Source organism: Pseudoalteromonas sp. CST2 (assembly GCF_028599385.1).
In the GTDB taxonomy this organism is placed as follows: Bacteria; Pseudomonadota; Gammaproteobacteria; order Enterobacterales; family Alteromonadaceae; genus Pseudoalteromonas; species Pseudoalteromonas atlantica.
Genome location: NZ_JAQREO010000007.1, coordinates 1 through 21,818 on the forward strand (window position 1 = coordinate 1; position 21,818 = coordinate 21,818).

Here is a 21,818-nt window from a genome sequence, read left to right on the forward strand (position 1 = left end):
GTACCTTTAGTGTGGATGTACCCAATGAGCTAAGTGAAGGTGAATTTACCGTTGAGGTATCGGTAACCGATAACGCAGGTAATGAAACTACAGCAACGACCACAGGTGAAGTAGATACCGCAGCGCCCACAGTAATAATAGATCCGGTGGGTGATACAAACGACACCACACCCACTATTTCAGGGTCTGCAACGGGTGAGCCTGAGGGCACAGTTGTTACGATCACCGTGACGGATGAAGCGGGTAACCTGCAAACCATTACTACCGAAGTGCAAGCCGATGGTACCTTTAGTGTGGATGTACCCAATGAGCTAAGTGAAGGTGAATTTACCGTTGAGGTATCGGTAACCGATAACGCAGGTAATGAAACTACAGCAACGACCACAGGTGAAGTAGATACCGCAGCGCCTACAGTAATAATAGATCCGGTGGGTGATACAAACGACACCACACCCACTATTTCAGGGTCAGCCACGGGTGAGCCTGAGGGCACAGTTGTTACGATCACCGTGACGGATGAAGCGGGTAACCCACAAACCATTACTACCGAAGTGCAAGCCGATGGCACCTTTAGTGTAGATGTACCGAATGAGCTAAGTGAAGGTGAATTTACCGTTGAGGTATCGGTAACCGATAACGCAGGTAATGAAACCACGGCCACTACCACAGGCGAAGTTGATACCGCAGCGCCCACAGTGTTAATTGATCCGGTGGGTGATACAAACGACACCACACCCACTATTTCAGGCTCTGCACCGGGTGAGCCAGAGGGCACAGTTGTTACGATTACCGTGACGGATGAAGCGGGTAACCCACAAACAATTACTACCGAAGTACAAGCCGATGGCACCTTTAGTGTAGATGTACCAAATGAGCTGAGTGAAGGTGAATTTACCGTTGAGGTATCGGTAACCGATAACGCAGGTAATGAAACTACAGCCACTACCACAGGTGAGGTTGATACCGCAGCGCCCACAGTAGTAATTGATCCCGTGGGTGATACAAACGACACCACACCGACTATTTCAGGGTCTGCAACGGGTGAGCCAGAGGGCACAGTTGTTACGATCACCGTGACTGATGAAGCGGGTAACCCACAAATCATTACTACCGAAGTGCAAGCCGACGGCACCTTTAGTGTGGATGTACCGAATGAGCTAAGTGAAGGTGAATTTACCGTTGAGGTATCGGTAACCGATAACGCAGGTAATGAAACCACGGCCACTACCACAGGTGAGGTTGATACAACAGCGCCGGTTGTGACCATAAATGCGCTAGGTGATACAAGTGATACTACACCAACTCTATCAGGTACGGTAAGCGGGGAACCTACAGGCTCAACTGTTACTCTAACTGTAACGGACGCAAATGGTGCAGTGCAAACAATCACCGCACAAGTCATTGCAGATGGAAGTTGGACAGTTGAAGTACCCGTAGCTTTAGCTGAAGGTAGCTATACTGTTGATGCTATTGTTAGCGATAACGCTGGCAATGAAGGTACTGCAAGCGCCTCTGGTACTATTGATACAAGTGCGTTAACTATCACTATAGATGTCATTGGTGAAACCAACGACCAAACCCCACAAATAAGCGGTGATACATTTAATGCAGAAGTAGGTTCGTCTGTTGAAGTTCAGATCACAGACTCTACAGGTGCGACTATTACCTTAACTACGGTTGTTGATGCAAACGGACAGTGGAGTGTTACTCCGCCTGCCGATTTACCTGAGGGAAGTGTATCAATCAGTGCAACAGTAACTGATTTAGGCGGTGGTTCAGCCATAGCAGAACTTGATGCTGTAATTGATATTACGCCGCCAACCATACAAATTAACGATCTAGAAACTAGTAATGATACAACACCAATTATTGCTGGTAATACTACAGGCGTTGTATCTGGCACTGTAATAAGCTTGACTGTTACAGATTCACAAGGAGTTGTTCGCTCGTTTAATACGACAACGGATGCACAAGGGAATTGGAGTATAGAGCTTTCTCAAGAGTTGGCTTCAGGGGATTATACTGTACAGGCAGAGGTTTCTGATGCTGCAGGCAATAGTGCTTTAGATACAGCAACCGGTAATATTGATACTGCGGGGCCAAGTTTAACTGTTGATTTTGATGCTGTAACCAATGATACAACACCGACTATTTCAGGCACGAGTGATGCCGATGTAGGTACAACGATTACTGTAGTGATCACTGATGAAAACGGTGTTGAACAAACACTAACAACCACAGTAGATGCCAATGGAAGTTGGCAAGTAACCCCTCAAACAGACTTGAATGAAGGTGATAACACCATCGAAGTGAGCGTGTCTGATGAAGCAGGAAACACAACAACAGTAACCGATACAATTACTTTAGATACGCAAGCACCCACATTAACCATGCAAACCGTGGGTGATGTAAATGACTTAACACCGACATTACAAGGCACGAGTAACGAAATTGGCGGCACGGTCACACTCACCGTGACCGACAGCGACGGCGCTGTGCAAACCATTACCACCACCGTTGGTACGGATGGGCATTGGGATATTGAAGTGTCAAGTGCGCTGGCACAAGGTGACTTTACTGTAACGGCCAGTATTACTGATGCCGCAGGCAATGAGAGCACCGCCAACAGCAGTGGCAATGTAGATACCATTACCCCGGTTGTAACCGTGGATGCACTGGGACTTGGCAACGACAGTACTCCACTTATTAGTGGTACTTCAACTGAGCCAGAAGGCACAGTTGTAAACATTGTAATCACCGACAGTAATGGGGATGAAACACCACTCACCGCCACGGTGGATGTCAACGGCAACTGGCAAGCAATCAGCCCAGAATTACCTGATGGTAGCTACAGTGTACAAGCCAGCATTACGGATGCGGCGGGCAATACAGGCGGCGCTACGCAATCGGGCACCCTTGATAGCCTTGCCCCGACTCTGACACTCGATACTGTAGGCGCTACCAACGACAGTACGCCAACCATTAGTGGGACCACGAATGCACCAGCGGGCACGGTGATTAGCATTAGCGTTAGCGATGGCATTACCACCGAAACCTTTACAGCCACAGTCCAAGCGGGTGGCAGCTGGTCAGCCGATGTACCAAATGCACTGGTTGATGGTGAGCTCACCATTGAAGCCAGCGTAAGCGACAACGCCGGTAACACCACCACGGTTAGTGAAACAGCCACGCTGAACACCACCGCGCCAAGCATTAGCATTAATACCTTGGTTGATACGAACGACACCACGCCAACAATTAATGGGACAAGTGATGCAGCCGATGGCACCACCATTAGCTTAACGTTTGAAGATAGCGCGGGTAATATTACGACTGTTGATACCACCGTAACCGGTGGCGTATGGAGCGTTGCTGCACCGAGTGAATTAGCTGAAGGTGAATACACAGTGACCGCAGAAGTAGACGATGGTCTGGGTAATATCGGCAGCGCGACTGAAACCGGTGAGATTGATTTAACCCCACCGAGCCTTGTTATTACAGATAACGGCGTTAGCAACGACACAACACCAACGATCTCCGGCACAAGTGATGCGCCACAAGGCAGTGAAGTCACAATTATTGTGACAGACAATGCCGGCGCACAGCAAACCATTACCGCCACAGTAGGCGCAACTGGTACATGGTCAGTGCCGGTTACAACAGCCCTTGCTGAGGGCAACTTTACCGTAAGTGCAAGCGTAACCGATACAGGGGGTAACTCAGCGACCGCCACAGGTGCAGGGGAGGTTGATACCATTGCGCCAACGCTTGATTTAACTAGCCCAGGTTCAAGTAACGATGTTACACCGACCCTAAGCGGCACCAGTGATGCGGTTGAAGGCACCGTGATCACCTTTACGGTTATCGATGATTTAGGGGCAGAGCAAACCTTTACCACCACCGTGGATGCGAGCGGCAATTTCTCAGTGGAAGTACCGACGGCACTTGCAGAAGGGCCGTACAGCATTGAGGCCAGCATTAGCGATGATGCAGGTAACAGCACTGATATCACCGGCAGCGGTAACATCGATACTACCGCGCCAAGTGTGAGTGTGGATGCACCAGCGCTCACCAACGACAGCACCCCAACGGTTACGGGCACCAGTGATGCACCAAACAGCACCGTTACGATAACCTTTACCGATGCAGCCAATGCCGTACAAACTATTGATGTACAAACCGATGCGAATGGTAATTGGAGTGCCACCCCAGCGACTGATTTAGCTGAAGGTAACTACAGCGTGAGTGCGAGTATCACGGATGCAGCGGGTAACACGGGCACAGGGATAGACAGCGGCGAAGTGGATGTAACGCCACCAATCCTTGCCTTTACGCCGACCTTCGAGCTTGGTTTGTTGGTTACTCTCAGTGGTACGTCTGACCTGCCAGCAGGCAGTGAAATCACCATCACCGAGCAACTTATTGGCGGGGGTGTGGGTGTAACTTACACCACCACAACCGATGCCAACGGTAATTGGTCTTTGGTGGGGCTTGATGTATCACTACTGGATGTAGGCTCTGTGATTGCCACAGCCACAGATGCAGCAGGGAACACACGCACAATCAGCTCAGATGACTTTGATAACACACCGCCTACGCTTACTGTTGAGGTGGATGCACAAAGCAATAGCAACACGCCTATAATCAGCGGCACAAGTGACGCAGGCGAAGGCGCACAAGTGACGATTGTGGTGACCGACAGTGACGGTAACCCACAAACCATTACCGCCCTTGTTGATGCCAACGGCGAGTGGAGCGCCACACCAGCGACACCACTCAGTGAAGGTGAAAGCACGATTGAAGTGAGCGTACGCGACAGCGTAGGCAACGAAACCACCGTGAGTGAAACCACGACTATCGACACGCAAGCGCCAACGCTTACGATACAAAATGTAGGCGACATAAACGACTTAACACCGACATTACAAGGCACCAGTAACGAAATTGGCGGCACGGTAACACTCAGCGTGACCGACAGTGACGGCGCTGTGCAAACCATTACCACCACCGTTGGTACGGATGGGCATTGGGATATTGAAGTGCCCAGTGCCCTGGCACAAGGTGACTTTACTGTAACGGCCAGTATTACTGATGCCGCCGGCAATGAGAGCACCGCCAACAGCAGTGGCAATGTAGATACCATAACCCCAGTTGTAACTGTGGATGCACTGGGACTTGGTAACGACAGTACTCCACTTATTAGTGGTACTTCAACTGAGCCAGAGGGCACAGTTGTAAACATTGTAATCACCGACAGTAATGGCGATGAAACACCGCTCACCGCCACCGTGGATGTCAACGGCAATTGGCAAGCAATCAGCCCAGAATTACCTGATGGCAGCTACAGTGTACAAGCCAGCATTACGGATGCGGCGGGCAATACAGGAGGCGCTACGCAATCGGGCAGCATAGATAGCCTTGCACCGACTCTGACACTCGATACTGTGGGTGCCACCAACGACAGCACGCCAACCATTAGTGGTACCACGAATGCACCAGCCGGCACGGTAATTAGCATTAGCGTTAGCGATGGCATTACCACCGAAACTTTCACCGCCACAGTGCAAGCGAATGGCAGCTGGTCAGCGGATGTACCAAATGCACTGGTTGATGGTGAGCTAACCATTGAAGCCAGTGTGAGCGACAACGCCGGTAACACCACCACGGTTAGTGAAACAGCCACGCTGAACACCACCGCGCCAAGTATTAGCATTAATACCTTGGTTGATACCAACGACACCACACCAACCATTAATGGGACAAGTGATGCAGCCGATGGCACTACCATTAGCTTAACGTTTGAAGATAGCGCGGGTAATATTACGACTGTTGATACCACAGTAACCGGTGGCGTATGGAGCGTTGACGCACCAACTGAATTAGCTGAAGGCGAATACACAGTGACCGCCGAGGTAGACGATGGTCTGGGTAATATCGGCAGCGCCACAGAAACCGGTATTATTGACACCACTATGCCAGCGATTGAAGTGAATGAGCTAGTTGTTACCAATGATACAACCCCAACGATCACCGGCACCGCGAATGCGCCGCAAGGCAGCACCGTAACGGTTGAAATCACCGATAGTAATAATGTGACCCATACGGTTACAACGACCTTAGGAGCTAATGGCACGTGGAGTGTGGCTGCCTCACAAGTAGTTGCTGAAGGTAGCTATACCGTAAGTGCAAGCGTAAGCGATGCAGCGGGTAACACAGCGACCGCCACAGGCGCAGGGGAGGTTGATACCATTGCGCCAACACTTGATTTAACTAGCCCAGGTTCAAGTAATGATGTTACACCGACCCTAAGCGGCACCAGTGATGCCGTTGAAGGCACCGTGATCACCTTTACGGTTATCGATGATTTAGGGGCCCAGCAAACCTTTACCACCACAGTGGATGCGAGCGGCAATTTCTCAGTAGAAGTACCGACGGCACTTGCAGAAGGGCCTTACAGCATTGAGGCCAGCATTAGCGATGATGCAGGTAACAGCACTGATATCACCGGCAGCGGTAACATCGATACCACCGCGCCAAGTGTGAGTGTGGATGCACCAGCGCTCACCAACGACAGCTCGCCAATAGTTACGGGCACCAGTGATGCACCAAACAGCACCGTTACGGTGACCTTTACCGATGCAGCCAATGCCGTACAAACTATTGATGTACAAACCGATGCAAATGGTAATTGGAGTGCCACCCCAGCGACTGATTTAGCCGAAGGTAACTACAGCGTGAGTGCGAGTATCACGGATGCAGCGGGTAACACGGGCACAGGGACAGACAGCGGCGAAGTGGATGTAACGCCACCAATCCTTGCCTTTACGCCGACCTTCGAGCTTGGTTTATTGGTTACCCTCAGTGGTACGTCTGACCTGCCAGCAGGCAGTGAAATCACCATCACCGAGCAACTTATTGGTGGAGGAGTGGGTGTAACTTACACCACCACAACCGATGCCAACGGTAATTGGTCTTTGGTGGGGCTTGATGTATCACTACTGGATGTAGGCTCTGTGATTGCCACAGCCACAGATGCAGCAGGGAACACACGCACAATCAGCTCAGATGACTTTGATAACACACCACCTACACTCACGGTTGAGGTGGATGCACAAAGCAATAGCAACACGCCTATAATCAGCGGTACAAGTGACGCAGGCGAAGGCGCACAAGTGACGATTGTGGTGACCGACAGTGACGGTAGCCCACAAACTATTACCGCCCTTGTTGATGCTAACGGCGAGTGGAGCGCCACACCAGCGACTCCGCTCAGTGAAGGTGAAAGCACAATTGAAGTGAGCGTACGCGACAGCGTAGGCAACGAAACCACCGTGAGTGAAACCACCACCATCGATACGCAAGCACCTACATTAACCATGCAAACCGTGGGTGATGTAAATGATTTAACACCGACATTACAAGGCACCAGTAATGAAATTGGCGGCACGGTAACACTCACCGTGACCGACAGTGATGGTGCTGTGCAAACCATTACCACCACCGTTGGTACGGATGGGCATTGGGATATTGAAGTGCCAAGTGCCCTGGCACAAGGTGACTTTACTGTAACGGCCAGTATTACTGATACCGCAGGCAATGAAAGTACCGCCAACAGCAGTGGCAATGTAGATACCATAACCCCGGTTGTAACCGTGGATGCACTGGGGCTTGGTAACGACAGTACTCCACTTATTAGTGGTACTTCAACTGAGCCAGAAGGCACTGTTGTAAATATTGTCATTACCGACAGTAATGGCGATGAAACACCGCTCACCGCCACCGTGGATGTCAACGGCAACTGGCAAGCAATCAGCCCAGAATTACCTGATGGCAGCTACAGTGTACAAGCCAGCATTACGGATGCGGCGGGCAATACAGGCGGCGCTACGCAATCGGGCACCCTTGATAGTCTTGCCCCGACACTGACACTCGACACTGTGGGTGCCACCAACGACAGCACGCCAACCATTAGTGGGACCACGAATGCACCAGCGGGCACGGTGATTAGCATTAGCGTTAGCGATGGCATTACCACCGAAACCTTTACAGCCACAGTGCAAGCGAATGGCAGCTGGTCAGCGGATGTACCAAATGCACTGGTTGATGGTGAGCTAACCATTGAAGCCAGTGTGAGCGACAACGCCGGTAACACCACCACGGTTAGTGAAACAGCCACGCTGAACACCACCGCGCCAAGTATTAGCATTAATACCTTGGTTGATACCAACGACACCACACCAACCATTAATGGGACAAGTGATGCAGCCGATGGCACTACCATTAGCTTAACGTTTGAAGATAGCGCGGGTAATATTACGACTGTTGATACCACCGTAACCGGTGGCGTGTGGAGCGTTGCTGCACCGAGTGAACTAGCTGAAGGTGAATACACAGTGACCGCAGAAGTAGACGATGGTCTGGGTAATATCGGCAGCGCGACTGAAACCGGTGAGATTGATTTAACCCCACCGAGCCTTGTTATTACAGATAACGGCGTTAGCAACGACACAACACCGACGATCTCCGGCACAAGTGATGCGCCACAAGGCAGTGAAGTCACAATTATTGTGACAGACAATGCCGGTACACAGCAAACCATTACCGCCACAGTGGGCGCAACTGGTATATGGTCAGTTCCGGTTACAACAGCCCTTGCTGAGGGCAACTTTACCGTAAGTGCAAGCGTAAGCGATACAGCGGGTAACACAGCGACCGCCACAGGCGCAGGGGAGGTTGATACCATTGCGCCAACACTTGATTTAACTAGCCCAGGTTCAAGTAATGATGTTACACCGACCCTAAGCGGCACCAGTGATGCGGTTGAAGGCACCGTCATCACCTTTACGGTTATCGATGACTTAGGAGCCCAGCAAACCTTTACCACTACCGTGGATGCGAGCGGCAATTTCTCAGTGGAAGTACCGACGGCACTTGCAGAAGGGCCTTACAGCATTGAGGCCAGCATTAGCGATGATGCAGGTAACAGCACTGATATCACCGGCAGCGGTAACATCGATACCACCGCGCCAAGTGTGAGTGTGGATGCACCAGCGCTCACCAACGACAGCACACCAACGGTTACGGGCACCAGTGATGCACCAAACAGCACCGTTACGGTGACCTTTACCGATGCAGCCAATGCCGTACAAACTATTGATGTACAAACCGATGTGAATGGTAATTGGAGTGCCACCCCAGCGACTGATTTAGCTGAAGGTAACTACAGCGTCAGCGCGAGCATCACGGATGCAGCGGGTAACACGGGCACAGGTAAAGACAGCGGCGAAGTGGATGTGACTCCACCGACTTTAGAGATCATTCCTTCGTTCTTACTTGGCAACTTAGTTTCTCTTTCAGGGGATTCTGATTTACCAGAAGGGTCAGTGATCACCATTACTGAGTATCTTGTTGGCGGTGCTGTAGGCGCTACCTACACTGCTACCACGAATGCTGATGGCACATGGGGACTTGCCAACATAACAGTACCTTTGCTTAGTCTTGCATATGTTACTGCAACTGCAAGTGATGCTGCCGGCAATGTTGCGAGCGTCAACTCACTTAATTTTGATAATGAAGCACCTGCGCTTACCGTTACTGTAGATGCATTATCGAATGATGCAACGCCTGTGATCTCTGGTGTTACTGATATGGTTCAAGGAACCGAGATAGAACTAACCGTTGTAGATAGTGCAGGTCAAAGCCAGCAGTTTACGGCCATAGTTCAAGCTAATGGAAGTTGGTCTGTTGAAGTGCCAACCGAGTTAGCACAAGGACAGTACACTGTTACCGCAGAGGTAAGAGACGATGTTGGTAATTTAACCACTGAGCAAGCACAAGGTGAAATAGACAGCATAGCACCTACTCTTAGCGTTAATCCTATCGATACTACAGCAGATACAACGCCAACCCTATCAGGCACCAGTGATGCCATAGGTGCTGATGTAATAATTAGCATTGATGGCCAAACCTTTTTTGCGGTAGTCGATGCTGATGGAAATTGGCAGGTAGAGGTACCAACTGCACTTACCGATGGTAACTATACGGCGCAAATTAATGTTGCTGACGACGCCAATAATATCACTAACACAACAATCGACTTAACAATTGATACTCAGGTACCAATAGTCGCATTGGACGACATAACCGTATTTAACACAGATACGCCAGTTATTAGTGGTACATCTGGTGAACCTACTGGCACAAATGTAGATATTGTTATTACAGATAGTAATGGTGATATACATACGTTAGCTGCTACGGTTGATGCAAATGGTAATTGGCAAACAACAGCGCCTAATTTACCTGAAGGAAATTATAGTGTTGTTGTTAGTATTACCGACGATGCTAATAATACAGGTTCAGCGACTGGAACAGGGCTTGTTGATACTCAAGCACCAACCATTACCATTGACGCATTAGGTACAATTAATAGCAGCACGCCTACTATTTCAGGTACATCTAATGAGGTTGAAGGTACTACAATTAATGTCACAATTACTGATGGTGATAGCACTGATACCTACACAACGACTGTGGGGGCAGGCGGAGTGTGGAGTGTTGATGTAACCACGCCATTAACTGATGGACAAGTGACAGTTTCAGCAATTATTACTGATACTGCAGGTAACAGTAGTGAAGCAAATGCTACTGCCACGCTTAATACTAATGCACCTACCATTAATATAAACACCGTTGTTGATACAAACGATCAAACACCTACGCTTTCTGGATCGAGTAGTGCTGCAAATGGTACGCTAGTTACGGTTACTATTACCGATGTTAATAATGTTTCGCACACGGTTACAACCACTGTAACTGATAATACATGGAGTGTAGATGCGACAAATATCCTTCCTGAGGGCACGTTTACTGTTTCAGCCAGTGTGACTGAAGGCGGCTTAACCAGCAGTGCAACAGATACAGGGCTGATAGATTTAACAGCCCCAGTATTGAATATCACGCCGCTACTAACGAGCAATGATACAACGCCTACAATTTCAGGTACAAGTACAGCCCCACAAGGCGCCATAGTCGCTATTTTGATCACAGATAGCCTAGGCGCAGAGCAAACAGTTAATGCCACAGTTGGTGCAAATGGCACATGGTCAGTTGCAGCTCCTTTATCGCTTAGCGAAGGCACGTATACTGTTACTGCATCAACAAGTGATACCGCGGGCAACCTTGTAAATACTAGCACTACCGGTGTAGTTGATATAACCGCGCCAGTGGTTAGCATTAACGATATTGTAGGCAGTACTGATTTAACACCTAGCGTGTCTGGCAGCGTAACAGGTGCAGCCTTAGGAGATGTGGTTGCTGTAGTATTTACCGACTTCCAAGGTAATGCGCATACTGTCAATACAACGGTGCAAGCCGGTGGGACTTGGTCAGTAGAGGCAAGTAATACTCTTTCACAGGGAGCATATTCAGTTGAGGTATTTATTACTGATAATGCCGGAAATACAGGTAGCAATACCACTAACGCTAATATAGATACAATTGCGCCAGAAATTAGTATTGATCAAAGTTCATTAATACTTACCCAAGACAGCACGCCATTAATTAGTGGCACATCAAACGAGCCAAATACAAACGTTATCGTTACGTTTACGGATTCAGTTGGTGCATCGCACCAAATTACCGTACAAACGGATGCAAATGGAGACTGGCAAGCCGCTGCCGATAATATTTTAGCTGACGGTGTCTACAGTGTTACGGCTACGATTACTGATAGTGCAGGAAATACTTCGGTAGATAGTAAAACGGGTGGCGAAGTAGATACAGTAGGGCCAGAGCTTACTATTGTGCCTTCGTTCTTGCTAGGGCAGCTCGTTTCTTTATCTGGTACATCTGATTTAGGTGAAGGCAAAACCGTTACGGTAACTCTAGAGCTTGCAGGTGATTTACTTGACTTAACGTACGATGTAACCACCGATGCCAATGGTGATTGGGAATTACTAGGCCTAGCGGTTAATGTTATTGGCTTATCAGTTGTAGAAGCCTCTGCAACTGATGATGCAGGTAACACAACTACTATAACTACGGCTGATGTTGATGCGTCAACGCCATTACTTAATGCAGTGGTTGACTTTGTCACAGGGCAAGGGGATTTACCAATCATTAGCGGTACGACCGACCAAGCCCCAGGCACCGAAGTACTTGTTGAAGTCATTGATAGTGATAACGTAGTACAAGAACTCGTTGCGATCGTACAGGAAGATAACTCATGGGCTGTACAAGTTCCTCAATCACTTGCTGAGGGCGTGTTTACTGTAACTGTAAATGTATTAAGTGAAGTTGGGATCACAGCGACACAGCTAATTAGTAGTGTAGTAGATACCATCTCGCCAACACTTGATTTACAAGTAATTGGTACAACGTCAGATTCTACTCCAATCATTCAAGGAACCAGTGATTTAATTAATGGTGTGGTAGAAATTCAGTTAGACGGCGGCTCAGTACTAACCACAACAGTGAATGCAGCAGGTCTATTTTCACTAGAAGTGGATGCGCTGACTGAAGGGCAGCATGTTGCCAACGTGAGTATCACTGATGATGCTGGCAATGTAGTAACGCAAACGCTTGAGTTTGTTGTTGATACGTTAGTACCTGTAGTAGATATTTTACCGTTGAGCATCAGCAATACTGACATACTAACTATTTCGGGTACTTCAGAGGAAGCTCCGGGTACGGACATTGATGTAACTGTGGTAGATAGTAACGGCAACGCAACAGTATTTGATGCCCTTGTTGGGAGTGATGGCACGTGGTCGTTATTAACCACGAGCCTACCTGATGGTATATATAGTGTATTTGCAAGTATTACTGATGCTGCGGGTAATGTAGGCCAATCTACTACTGAGCAAGTGACGATTGATACCATACCGCCATCGTTAGAAATAGACGCCTTTGGTGTACTTAACACGCTAACGCCAACTATTACTGGCACCAGTGACGAAGAGGCTGGTAGCTTAATTACGGTTAATATTACCGACTCTACAAACACACTTTATGAAGTTACTACAACAGTATTAGGCGATGGCACGTGGCTTGTTGTTGCGCCTGCACTTGCTGAGGGCGACTTAACCGTAGAGGCTATTAGTATTGATGATGCAGGAAATATAGCAACAGTGGCACAAACGGGCACCGTTAGTACCACTTTACCGGGCCTATTAATTAACCCAATAATAGATACAAGCGATACAACTCCTACGATTAGTGGTACTACCGATGTAATAAACGGTAATGTAGAAGTTGTTATTACAGATAGCAGTGGTAATGCAACAACCTACAATACTCAAGCTATTTCTGGTGTATGGACATTAATACCCACCACACCATTAGCTGAAGGCGCGTTTACGGTTGATGCGACAGTCGAAAACTTAGGGCTTACTAGTTCTACAAGCCTAGGTGGTATTGTTGATTTAACACCGCCAACAATTGAGGTTGACCAGTTATCCGTTACTAATAATCCGCTACCAACCATTACAGGTATAAGTGATGCACCAGCAGGTACAACACTGAGCGTGGTTATTACTGATGCTAATAACGGTTCACAAACACTTACTGCCCAAGTTGCAGGCAATGGCACATGGTCAGTAACAGCGACTACTCCATTAAGTGAAGGTAGCTTTAGTGCAACAGCATCAATAAGTGATACTGCGGGTAACTCCTCTAGCGATACTATGGTGTCAAGCACAGACTACACTGCGCCAACTATCGTCATAGATCCAATATCGGTAGGGCAAGATACTACGCCTACTGTTACAGGCTCAGTAACGGGAAGCTTTGCTGGCGCGTTAGTAGTCGTTATGTTTACTGATTCAGCGGGTGCTACTCACAATGTTGAAACAACTGTTGGACCTGATGGAACTTGGAGCGTGACCTCTGAAGAAGTACTTCCAGAGGGTAACTACAGCGTAGATGTAAGCATTGCTGATAGCGCAGGTAATACAGGTACACAGTCAACCAATAGCGCAGTCGATTCAGGTATTACAATTGACTCAGGACTCGCTCTAACAGCGGATCAAAGTCCACTTGTTACAGGAACTGCTGGTGCTGGAGAAACTATATTAGTCACCTTTAGCGGCCCCACTGAGGTCACTAAACAAGTAACCGCTGATGCATCCGGGGCATGGAGCGCTTCGCCAGATACAGATTTAGTTGATGGTGCATACTCTGTAACAGCGGTAGCAACGGATACATCAGGCAATACAACATCAAGCGGTAGCGTATCTGGGTTGGTTATAGATACAACACCAATAGGTTTCGAGGTTACTAATTTTAGTTCAGGGGTTTTAGGTGTTGTACTTCCATCAGTTCAAGGAACAACAGAGCCAGATACCGAAGTATATATTATTGGCTCTTCATTATTAGGTGTTGACTTGCTCGGTCTAGATTTAGATGTATTAGAACTATCAAGTAGCTTTACTTCAGATAATAATGGGGATTGGGGAGGGTTCTTAAACTTAGCTAATCTAAACATTGGTGGAGGAGAGCAGTTTTATTTTGTTACTGTTGATGAGGTAGGAAACTACTTAATCAAAAATACTGCTAATGAGATAGAACAGTCTGGCAATATATACACGCCACAATCTGGCTCAGGTGCTGGCGATACTATGCCTTCGTCATTTAGCGAAGAGTCGGCATTGGGTGATACGCAAAATGAAGGTCTATTGAGCACCGAAACCATCAACTTAGCAAACGCAGGGGCTATGGCAAGTTCATCTGAGCAAGTTGTACAAGTGAGCGAAACAGAGCCACTTAATATAAACGATGTAATTATTGACTCTGAAACAGAGCAATTGCTTGCATTAAATAACTTACTTGATGAAGAAGGCTCTGCAATTGCTTATAGCCCAGCACAAAGTGGCGGAAGTGTTGATGGGGCTGCGCCAGCAGTTGATGTTCAAAATCAATCAGAGGAAATGATTAAACATTTAATTGAAAATGGTAATAATCAAACAGATATTTAAATCAGTAACCCACTTCAGTTAAATAACTGAAGTGGGTTACTAAAACTCACTTAATCAAAAGTGTGGTTATTATTTTGTGCTAAGTAGTAAACCTAAAAAAGCCCTTATTGAGACTTCAATAAGGGCTTTTTTGATAAATTAGGATAGGTAAAAGCAGTTAAGCTTTTAGGTTACGAACCAGCTTGCTGTCGGTATTAACTACACTACCGCCTTGGTCGTAAGTCATACTGGTTGGGGCGCCAATTAAAATATCTTTTAATTGTTTTACACTTAAGTGTGCTTGGCGGGCAGCATGTGAGTTTACTTTATTTTGTTTTTGGCACTGCGCTAACTGCGCTTTAACTTGCGCTACTCGTTCAGTCACTTCAGGGGCATTTTCATCATTTGCAGCAAAAAGTTTATTCAACTCTTTATCGAGCTGCGTAAGCTTAGTTAAAAAAGACATTTTTTGTTGGGCAAGTTCTTTTAAACCTTCACCTCTGCGAGAGGCAATAATACTAAGCTCTTCGTTTAATAACGCATATAATGAATCCAAGCATTTAACTTGTTCATTTAATTTAACGCTAATTAAACTATTGTGATCAGCCATATACGTTAAACTCAAAATCAGCTAAGTTTTTAGTCAGCTTTTCAGCATCAATTTGGTATTTACCTTCGGTAATCGCTTTTTTAAGCTCAGCAACCTTTTCACTATCAAAGCCAGATGATTGCTGTGCTTTATCTTGCAGTGTTTTTAACTGCTGTGCTTGTGGCGTCAGGCTCACTGAATCGCTCGCCGCTTTAGGCGAAGGAGTCTGTGTTGTTTGTGTACTTGCAGCGTTATCTTTTTTAATATCAACTTGTTGCTGTTTAGCGTTTGTAAGCGCATTAGCTTGTTGATTACTGCCATTAACTTGATTAACCATAATAATAAACCTGTATATTACCCAACTTATGCCAAGTTATCGGCATATACATAGGATACTTTAGTATAAATCGAAATTAAATATTTACTTGCACAGACTCTACACCATCTACACGTGCATTCAAAATTTTACCGGATTTTTTATTCTTGATCTGTACTTGCTCACCAAGGGTGCCATCTTCAAGTGCTATCCCCGTAGTTTTTATTCTAAGTCCTTTAATACTCGCATAAATATTAACAGCGTCGCCTTTGCAAACCATACAAATTTGGTTGAGCAAAACCGGCATACCGCTTCTTATATTTCGCTTACTGCGGCTGCCAATAAGCATTAAAGGGTCATCTAAATATTGTACCCTTACAAACTGCGAAGGCTTCATTTGTACGCTTAAATGAGACTTAGTAATAACTTCACCGCGGGCTAGATTTGCCGTGGCAACCACAACGGGCGCCATTTTAACTATTCTTACATGGACATATTGAGTCCAGCTTTGCGCATCGTTACATTTTATTTGTACAGTCACCTGGCGTGTAAATGGCGGCTCATTTGGCACGACTAATTCTGGCTCGTTTTCGCATACTCTATCAGGAATGCGGCTATCGAGGGCAAGCGCGGTAATCTCCACATTTTTTTCAAGTGGCACGGTAACTTGCTTTGCAATATGAGAAATTGCTATTTCTTGTAATAAACCTTTACTAAACACTTTTGCATGTAAAGGTGTTGCTAAGCAGAGGCTAGCAAGAAAATAAAAAACACTGTATCTTCTGACTTTTTTTAACAAACTCATAATGTTTCGACTATGCTTATGGTTTCAAACAGGGTATAAATATTTTGCGTCAAAAAATAGACGCTCCCGCGATGTTATGTAGCTTTATAAACAGAAAGCAATTATCGTTCCGCATTATTTGTTTTCTTTAGGAGATTTGAATGGCAGGCATTTTAGACTCAGTAAACCAACGCACCCAGTTGGTTGGGCAGAACCGCCTAGAATTACTATTATTTAAGCTCAGAGGGCGTCAGCGTTTTGGGATCAATGTATTTAAAGTAAGAGAAGTACTGCAATGTCCTCCTTTAACGAGTATGCCTAAATCAAATGCATACATTCGGGGTGTTGCGCACATTCGTGGTCAAACTATTTCAGTTATCGACTTATCAATGGCCGTAGGCGGCCGCCCTATTGAAAATGTAAAAGACAGCTTCATTATAATTGCAGAATACAATCGTTCTGTGCAGGGCTTTTTAGTCGGCGGCGTTGAGCGAATTGTTAATATGAACTGGGAAAAAATAATGCCACCTCCGTCGGGAGCTGGGCGTTACTCTTATTTAACTGCCGTTACCGAGATTGAAAACGAATTGGTCGAAATTCTCGATGTAGAAAAAATCTTAAACGAAATTTGTCCAGTAAATACCGAAGTTAGTGCCGACCTTGCTGCCGATAGTGCAATACAAAAAGATTTAGGCGAGCGCATTGTATTTATTGCCGACGATTCAGCTGTTGCACGTAACCAAGTAAAAAGAGCACTTGAGCCACTTGGCGTGCAAACTGAGCTTGCAAAAAATGGTAAAGAGGCTTTAGTTAGGCTTAAAGAAATAGCCGAGCTTGATTGTAAAAATGATATTACTGAGCGTGTAGGTTTACTTATCTCTGATGTTGAAATGCCTGAAATGGACGGCTATACATTAACAGCAGAAATTAAAGCAGATCCAAAATTAGCGCCTCTACATGTTATTTTACACACTTCTTTGAGTGGGGTGTTTAATCAGGCGATGATCGAAAAAGTAGGCGCGGATGATTTTATTGCAAAATTTAACCCTGATGAATTGGCAACAGCAGTTAAAAAATGGGTTCATTGCGACTAAACAACAATAGGTGTTATTAATTTGAATAATAAAGATTTGCAGCAAAGTGACTACGATCAGTTTCGCTCATTTTTAGAGCAGCAATGTGGTATTGTGCTAGGCGAAAACAAGCAGTATTTAGTAAAAAGTAGGCTTGCGCCGCTTATGGCTCGTTTTAATGTTGAATCTTTATCACAATTAGTGAGTAAAACGCTTGGCCCTCATGAGCGGCAACTTAGAGCCGCTGTAGTTGATGCCATGACCACTAACGAAACCTTGTGGTTTAGGGATCAATACCCATTTGAGCTTTTAAAAAATAAATTGTTTCCAGAGTTTAAAGACGCCCGCCGACCATTAAAAATTTGGTCAGCGGCCAGCTCTTCAGGCCAAGAACCATACTCTATTGCCATGTCTGTTGCTGAGTTTCAGGCCAAGCAACCGGGCGTGTTGCGTATGGGGGCTCAAATTATTGGTACTGATATTTCTAACACAATGCTCGATATGTGTAAAAACGCTGAATATGATGCGTTAGCATTAGCGCGAGGCCTATCAGCAGAGCGCCGTAAAAAGTACTTTATGGATAGCGGCAACGGTATGGCAAAAGTTGTCGACTCAGTTAGAAAACAGGTGAGCTTTAGACATTTAAACTTGCTTGATTCTTACGCCTTAATGGGGAAGTTTGATATTATTTTTTGCCGCAATGTCCTTATATATTTTTCACCAGAGGTTAAAGCAAAAATAATTGGTCAGTTTGCCCAAGCACTAAACCCAAAAGGGTATTTATTTTTAGGTGCGTCGGAGTCGATGACGGGCTTAAGTAATGAGTTTGATATGGTTCGTTGTAACCCTGGAATCATCTACCAAAAAAAATAATCCTATCACTTTGTTATTAAAAAACGACGTTCTTAGCGTCGTTTTTTTATTTAATAACAACCCTCTATAAAAAAATAACGTAACTAAAAACTACTGGCTTATAAATTGCTTTAACTTAAGCAAGTCAATTTTTTGGAGAACGTTATGGCTATCAGTTTTGATAAAGCATTAGGTGTGCACCCGCATGCAATGTTGATCCGCTCACAGCGGGCAGAAGTACTTGCCACAAATATAGCGAATGCTGATACGCCTGGCTATAAAGCAAAAGATATCGACTTTGCCTCAGCATTAAAAGCGGCAAGGTCAACTCAGCAAAGCGGCAATAGCATGGTTACTACCAATGAAAAACACATTGCTGGCGGTACTCGAAGTGTAGGTGGTTCTGAGTTATTTCGCAATCCAAATCAAGGAGATACAGGCGATGGTAACTCAGTTGATATACAGGTGGAACGAAACTTGTATACACAGAATGCGATGGAGTATCAGGCAAGCCTGCAATTTTTAAGTAGTAAATTTAAGGGCCTGAATAAAGCGCTCGGTAGTCAAGGATAATAATTATGAGTTTATATAACGTTTTTGATATTTCAGGCAGTGGTATGAGTGCGCAAAATGTTCGCTTAAATACCACCGCGAGTAATATTTCGAATGCTAATACTATTAGTTCATCCCAAGACAAAACTTACCGAGCACGCCAACCTGTATTTGCTGCCGAGCTGACGAAAGCGTCTGCCTCAGCCAGCAACCCTCAGGGCTCCGCTGTTGGTGTTAAAGTGCTGGGAATTGTTGAGAGTAACAAACCACTACAAATTGAATATAACCCTAATCACCCAAGTGCGGATGAAAATGGCTATATCTATAAACCCAACGTTAATGTTGTTGAGGAGATGGCAAATATGATCTCTGCTTCTCGCTCTTATCAAACAAACGTGCAAGTTGCCGATGCAGCTAAGCAAATGTTAAGCAAAACGCTGTTACTTGGGCAGCGATAACCGAGGGTAGGTTATGAGTAACGATATTAGTACTAGTTCATCTTTTTTGGACTCTATAACTTGGCAAGAGACCCAAGTAGCGACAACCACTGAAGAGAGCGATGCATTAACGCAGGAAGATTTTTTCTCGTTGCTAACTCAGCAGCTATCGTATCAAGATCCGAGTAATCCGGCTGATAACGATCAGATGATTGCGCAAATGACTAATTTTACCATGGCGCAAGGCATCACAGATTTAAACACAAATTTTGAGTCACTTGCCTCGTCAATGACCTCAAACTCTGCCTTACAAGCATCAACGCTGGTTGGTAAGCAAGCGCTTTTAGAATCTAATACGCTTGAGCTTGGCGAAAGCGGAGAGGCAAAAGGGTCTGCGGTTGCTGAAGAAGCTGTTGATAATTTAACAATTAAAGTTACAGATGCCTCTGGGCAACTGGTTAGAACTATCGATATGGGTTCGCAAGCAGCGGGTGCAGTGCGCTTTAGCTGGGATGGTAATAATGAATCCGGTGAGCGCCTACCAGAGGGTGAATACACTATTACTGCAGAGGGCAGTACCAACGGCGAGTTTTCAAGCTTACCGGTGGCAACATTCAAAAACATTGAAAGCGTTAATATCAATGGCTCTAGTGGCATTATTATTAACACTAAAGAGGGTGCGGTTAGGTTGACTGATGTCGCAGAGATCGCATAACCAATTAAAAAGTATTTCGCCTGCTAGCAGGCTATTAGATTCAAAGTTAGAGGTGAATTATGAGCTTTAATATCGCACTTACAGGCCTAGCTGCCGCTCAAAAAGACTTAGACGTAACAGCAAACAATATTGCTAATGTAAACACCACCGGTTTTAAAGAATCGCGTGCTGAATTTGCCGATGTATACGCTGCATCTGTTTTTAGTGCAGGTAAAACTAAAAACGGTGATGGTGTGCAAACAACCATGGTTGCACAGCAATTCCACCAAGGGTCACTGCAATTTACTAACAACTCGTTAGACTTAGCGATTACCGGCGAAGGGTATTTTGCAATGACCGACGACATTTCGTCGCAAGATTTAACTTACACTCGTGCAGGTGCATTTAAGCTAAACCAAGATAACTTTATGGTTGATGCCAAAGGTAATTATTTGCAAGCTTTTCCAGTAGACGAGTCATCAGGTGATACCACATCGGTTAGTTTAAGTACTACAAACCCGATTCAAATTCCTGACTCATCAGGTTCACCTCGCGCAACCGAAAACGTATTTTTATCGTTCAACTTAGATGCAACAGCTGATGCAACAGGCCTCGATTTTGATCCGACATCGAACGGTACCTATAATTCGTCGACGTCTACTACTGTTTACGACTCATTAGGTGAACCACATATTCTGCAATACTTTTTTGTAAAAGAAGAAGATGCAGCTTCTGGGGGGGCTGATAACAGCTGGGATGTTTATGCCACACTTGATGGCAAGGTAGTAGATGGTACATCTGGTGCAGAGCAAACAACTACACCATATACACCTATTACCACACTTGGTTTTGATTCTAGCGGTTTACCCGCCACAACAGATGGTGTAGCAAATACTAACGCCACAACATTTGATGAAATTAATTTACCGGCAGGTGCAGGTACTGGTTTATCGTCAATGCTTGATAACGGCGCAACATTCCCAAGTACAGGTATTGAGCTAAACTGGCGTGATGAAAACAACACAGCTGGCCGTATTCCAACTCAGTACTCAAGTGGCTTTGAAGTAAAAGCACTTGACCAAGATGGTTCTACAGTGGGTCGTTTAGCGGGTATTGATATTGGCACAGACGGTAAAATTGTTGCCTCATACAGCAATGGCGATTCAACCTACTTAGGCCAAGTTGCTATGGTTCGCTTTCCAAACTCTCAAGGTCTTTCACAAGTAGGCGATACCAGCTGGAAGCAAAGCATTGACTCTGGTGAGCCAGTGGCCGGTGAAGCAGGCTCGGGTACTTTTGGTAGTATTAATTCATCCGCGCTTGAGCAATCTAATACCAACTTAACAAACGAATTAGTTGATTTGATTACCGCTCAACGTAACTACCAAGCGAACTCAAGAGCGCTTGAAGTTAACTCAACAATTCAGCAAAGTATTTTGCAGATTCGATAAGTTAACCTTATTTTTGGTTAAGACTCTAAGGCTGCATTTTTGCAGCCTTTTTTGTAGCTATGTAGCTAAAATTAGCCTAGCTGAACCGTTCAATACCTTCCTTATACTGCGTCAAA

10 protein-coding genes are annotated in these 21,818 nt (G+C 45.8%); 7 read left to right on the forward strand and 3 right to left on the reverse strand.

Annotated features, from left to right (window positions below; all coding sequences use genetic code 11):
• Positions 1–11: 11 nt before the first annotated feature.
• Positions 12–14,975 (forward strand): Ig-like domain-containing protein, encoded by a 14,964-nt coding sequence (locus PSH41_RS10805; RefSeq protein WP_273589023.1) that lies wholly within the window; start codon positions 12–14, stop codon positions 14,973–14,975.
• Positions 14,976–15,132: 157 nt separating this feature from the next.
• Here the strand turns inward: PSH41_RS10805 and flgN are convergent, their stop codons facing one another.
• From flgN to flgA, 3 genes are all read right to left on the reverse strand, one after another.
• Positions 15,133–15,564: a flagellar protein FlgN gene (flgN, locus tag PSH41_RS10810; protein WP_054982970.1), complete on the reverse strand. Its 432-nt coding sequence runs from the start codon at positions 15,562–15,564 to the stop codon at positions 15,133–15,135.
• Complete coding sequence (gene flgM / locus PSH41_RS10815; protein WP_004588011.1) at positions 15,557–15,880, reverse strand: flagellar biosynthesis anti-sigma factor FlgM; 324 nt, start codon at positions 15,878–15,880, stop codon at positions 15,557–15,559. The genes flgN and flgM overlap by 8 nt, the downstream gene beginning before the upstream one ends.
• Positions 15,881–15,956: 76 nt before the next feature.
• A complete protein-coding gene (gene flgA, locus PSH41_RS10820) occupies positions 15,957–16,664 on the reverse strand; it encodes a flagellar basal body P-ring formation chaperone FlgA (RefSeq protein ID WP_273589024.1) in 708 nt (235 codons plus the stop codon).
• A 140-nt stretch (positions 16,665–16,804) separates the two neighbouring features.
• Here flgA and PSH41_RS10825 point away from each other — a divergent pair, with 140 nt between their 5' ends.
• The 6 genes from PSH41_RS10825 (at position 16,805) to flgE (ending at position 21,702) form a co-directional block, all read left to right on the forward strand.
• Positions 16,805–17,737 carry a chemotaxis protein CheV gene (locus PSH41_RS10825; protein WP_004588013.1) on the forward strand — a complete coding sequence of 311 codons (933 nt, stop codon included), beginning with the start codon at positions 16,805–16,807 and terminating at the stop codon, positions 17,735–17,737.
• A 21-nt stretch (positions 17,738–17,758) separates the two neighbouring features.
• A complete protein-coding gene (locus PSH41_RS10830) occupies positions 17,759–18,589 on the forward strand; it encodes a CheR family methyltransferase (RefSeq protein WP_004588014.1) in 831 nt (276 codons plus the stop codon).
• Between the two features lie 144 nt (positions 18,590–18,733).
• Positions 18,734–19,141: a flagellar basal body rod protein FlgB gene (flgB, locus tag PSH41_RS10835; protein ID WP_004588015.1), complete on the forward strand. Its 408-nt coding sequence runs from the start codon at positions 18,734–18,736 to the stop codon at positions 19,139–19,141.
• A 5-nt stretch (positions 19,142–19,146) separates the two neighbouring features.
• Positions 19,147–19,578: a flagellar basal body rod protein FlgC gene (gene flgC, locus PSH41_RS10840; RefSeq protein WP_004588016.1), complete on the forward strand. Its 432-nt coding sequence runs from the start codon at positions 19,147–19,149 to the stop codon at positions 19,576–19,578.
• A 13-nt stretch (positions 19,579–19,591) separates the two neighbouring features.
• A complete protein-coding gene (locus PSH41_RS10845; RefSeq protein WP_004588017.1) occupies positions 19,592–20,272 on the forward strand; it encodes a flagellar hook assembly protein FlgD in 681 nt (226 codons plus the stop codon).
• Positions 20,273–20,331: 59 nt separating this feature from the next.
• On the forward strand, positions 20,332–21,702 hold the full coding sequence (flgE, locus tag PSH41_RS10850) for a flagellar hook protein FlgE (protein WP_248531568.1): 1,371 nt from the start codon (positions 20,332–20,334) through the stop codon (positions 21,700–21,702).
• Positions 21,703–21,818 lie beyond the last annotated feature (116 nt).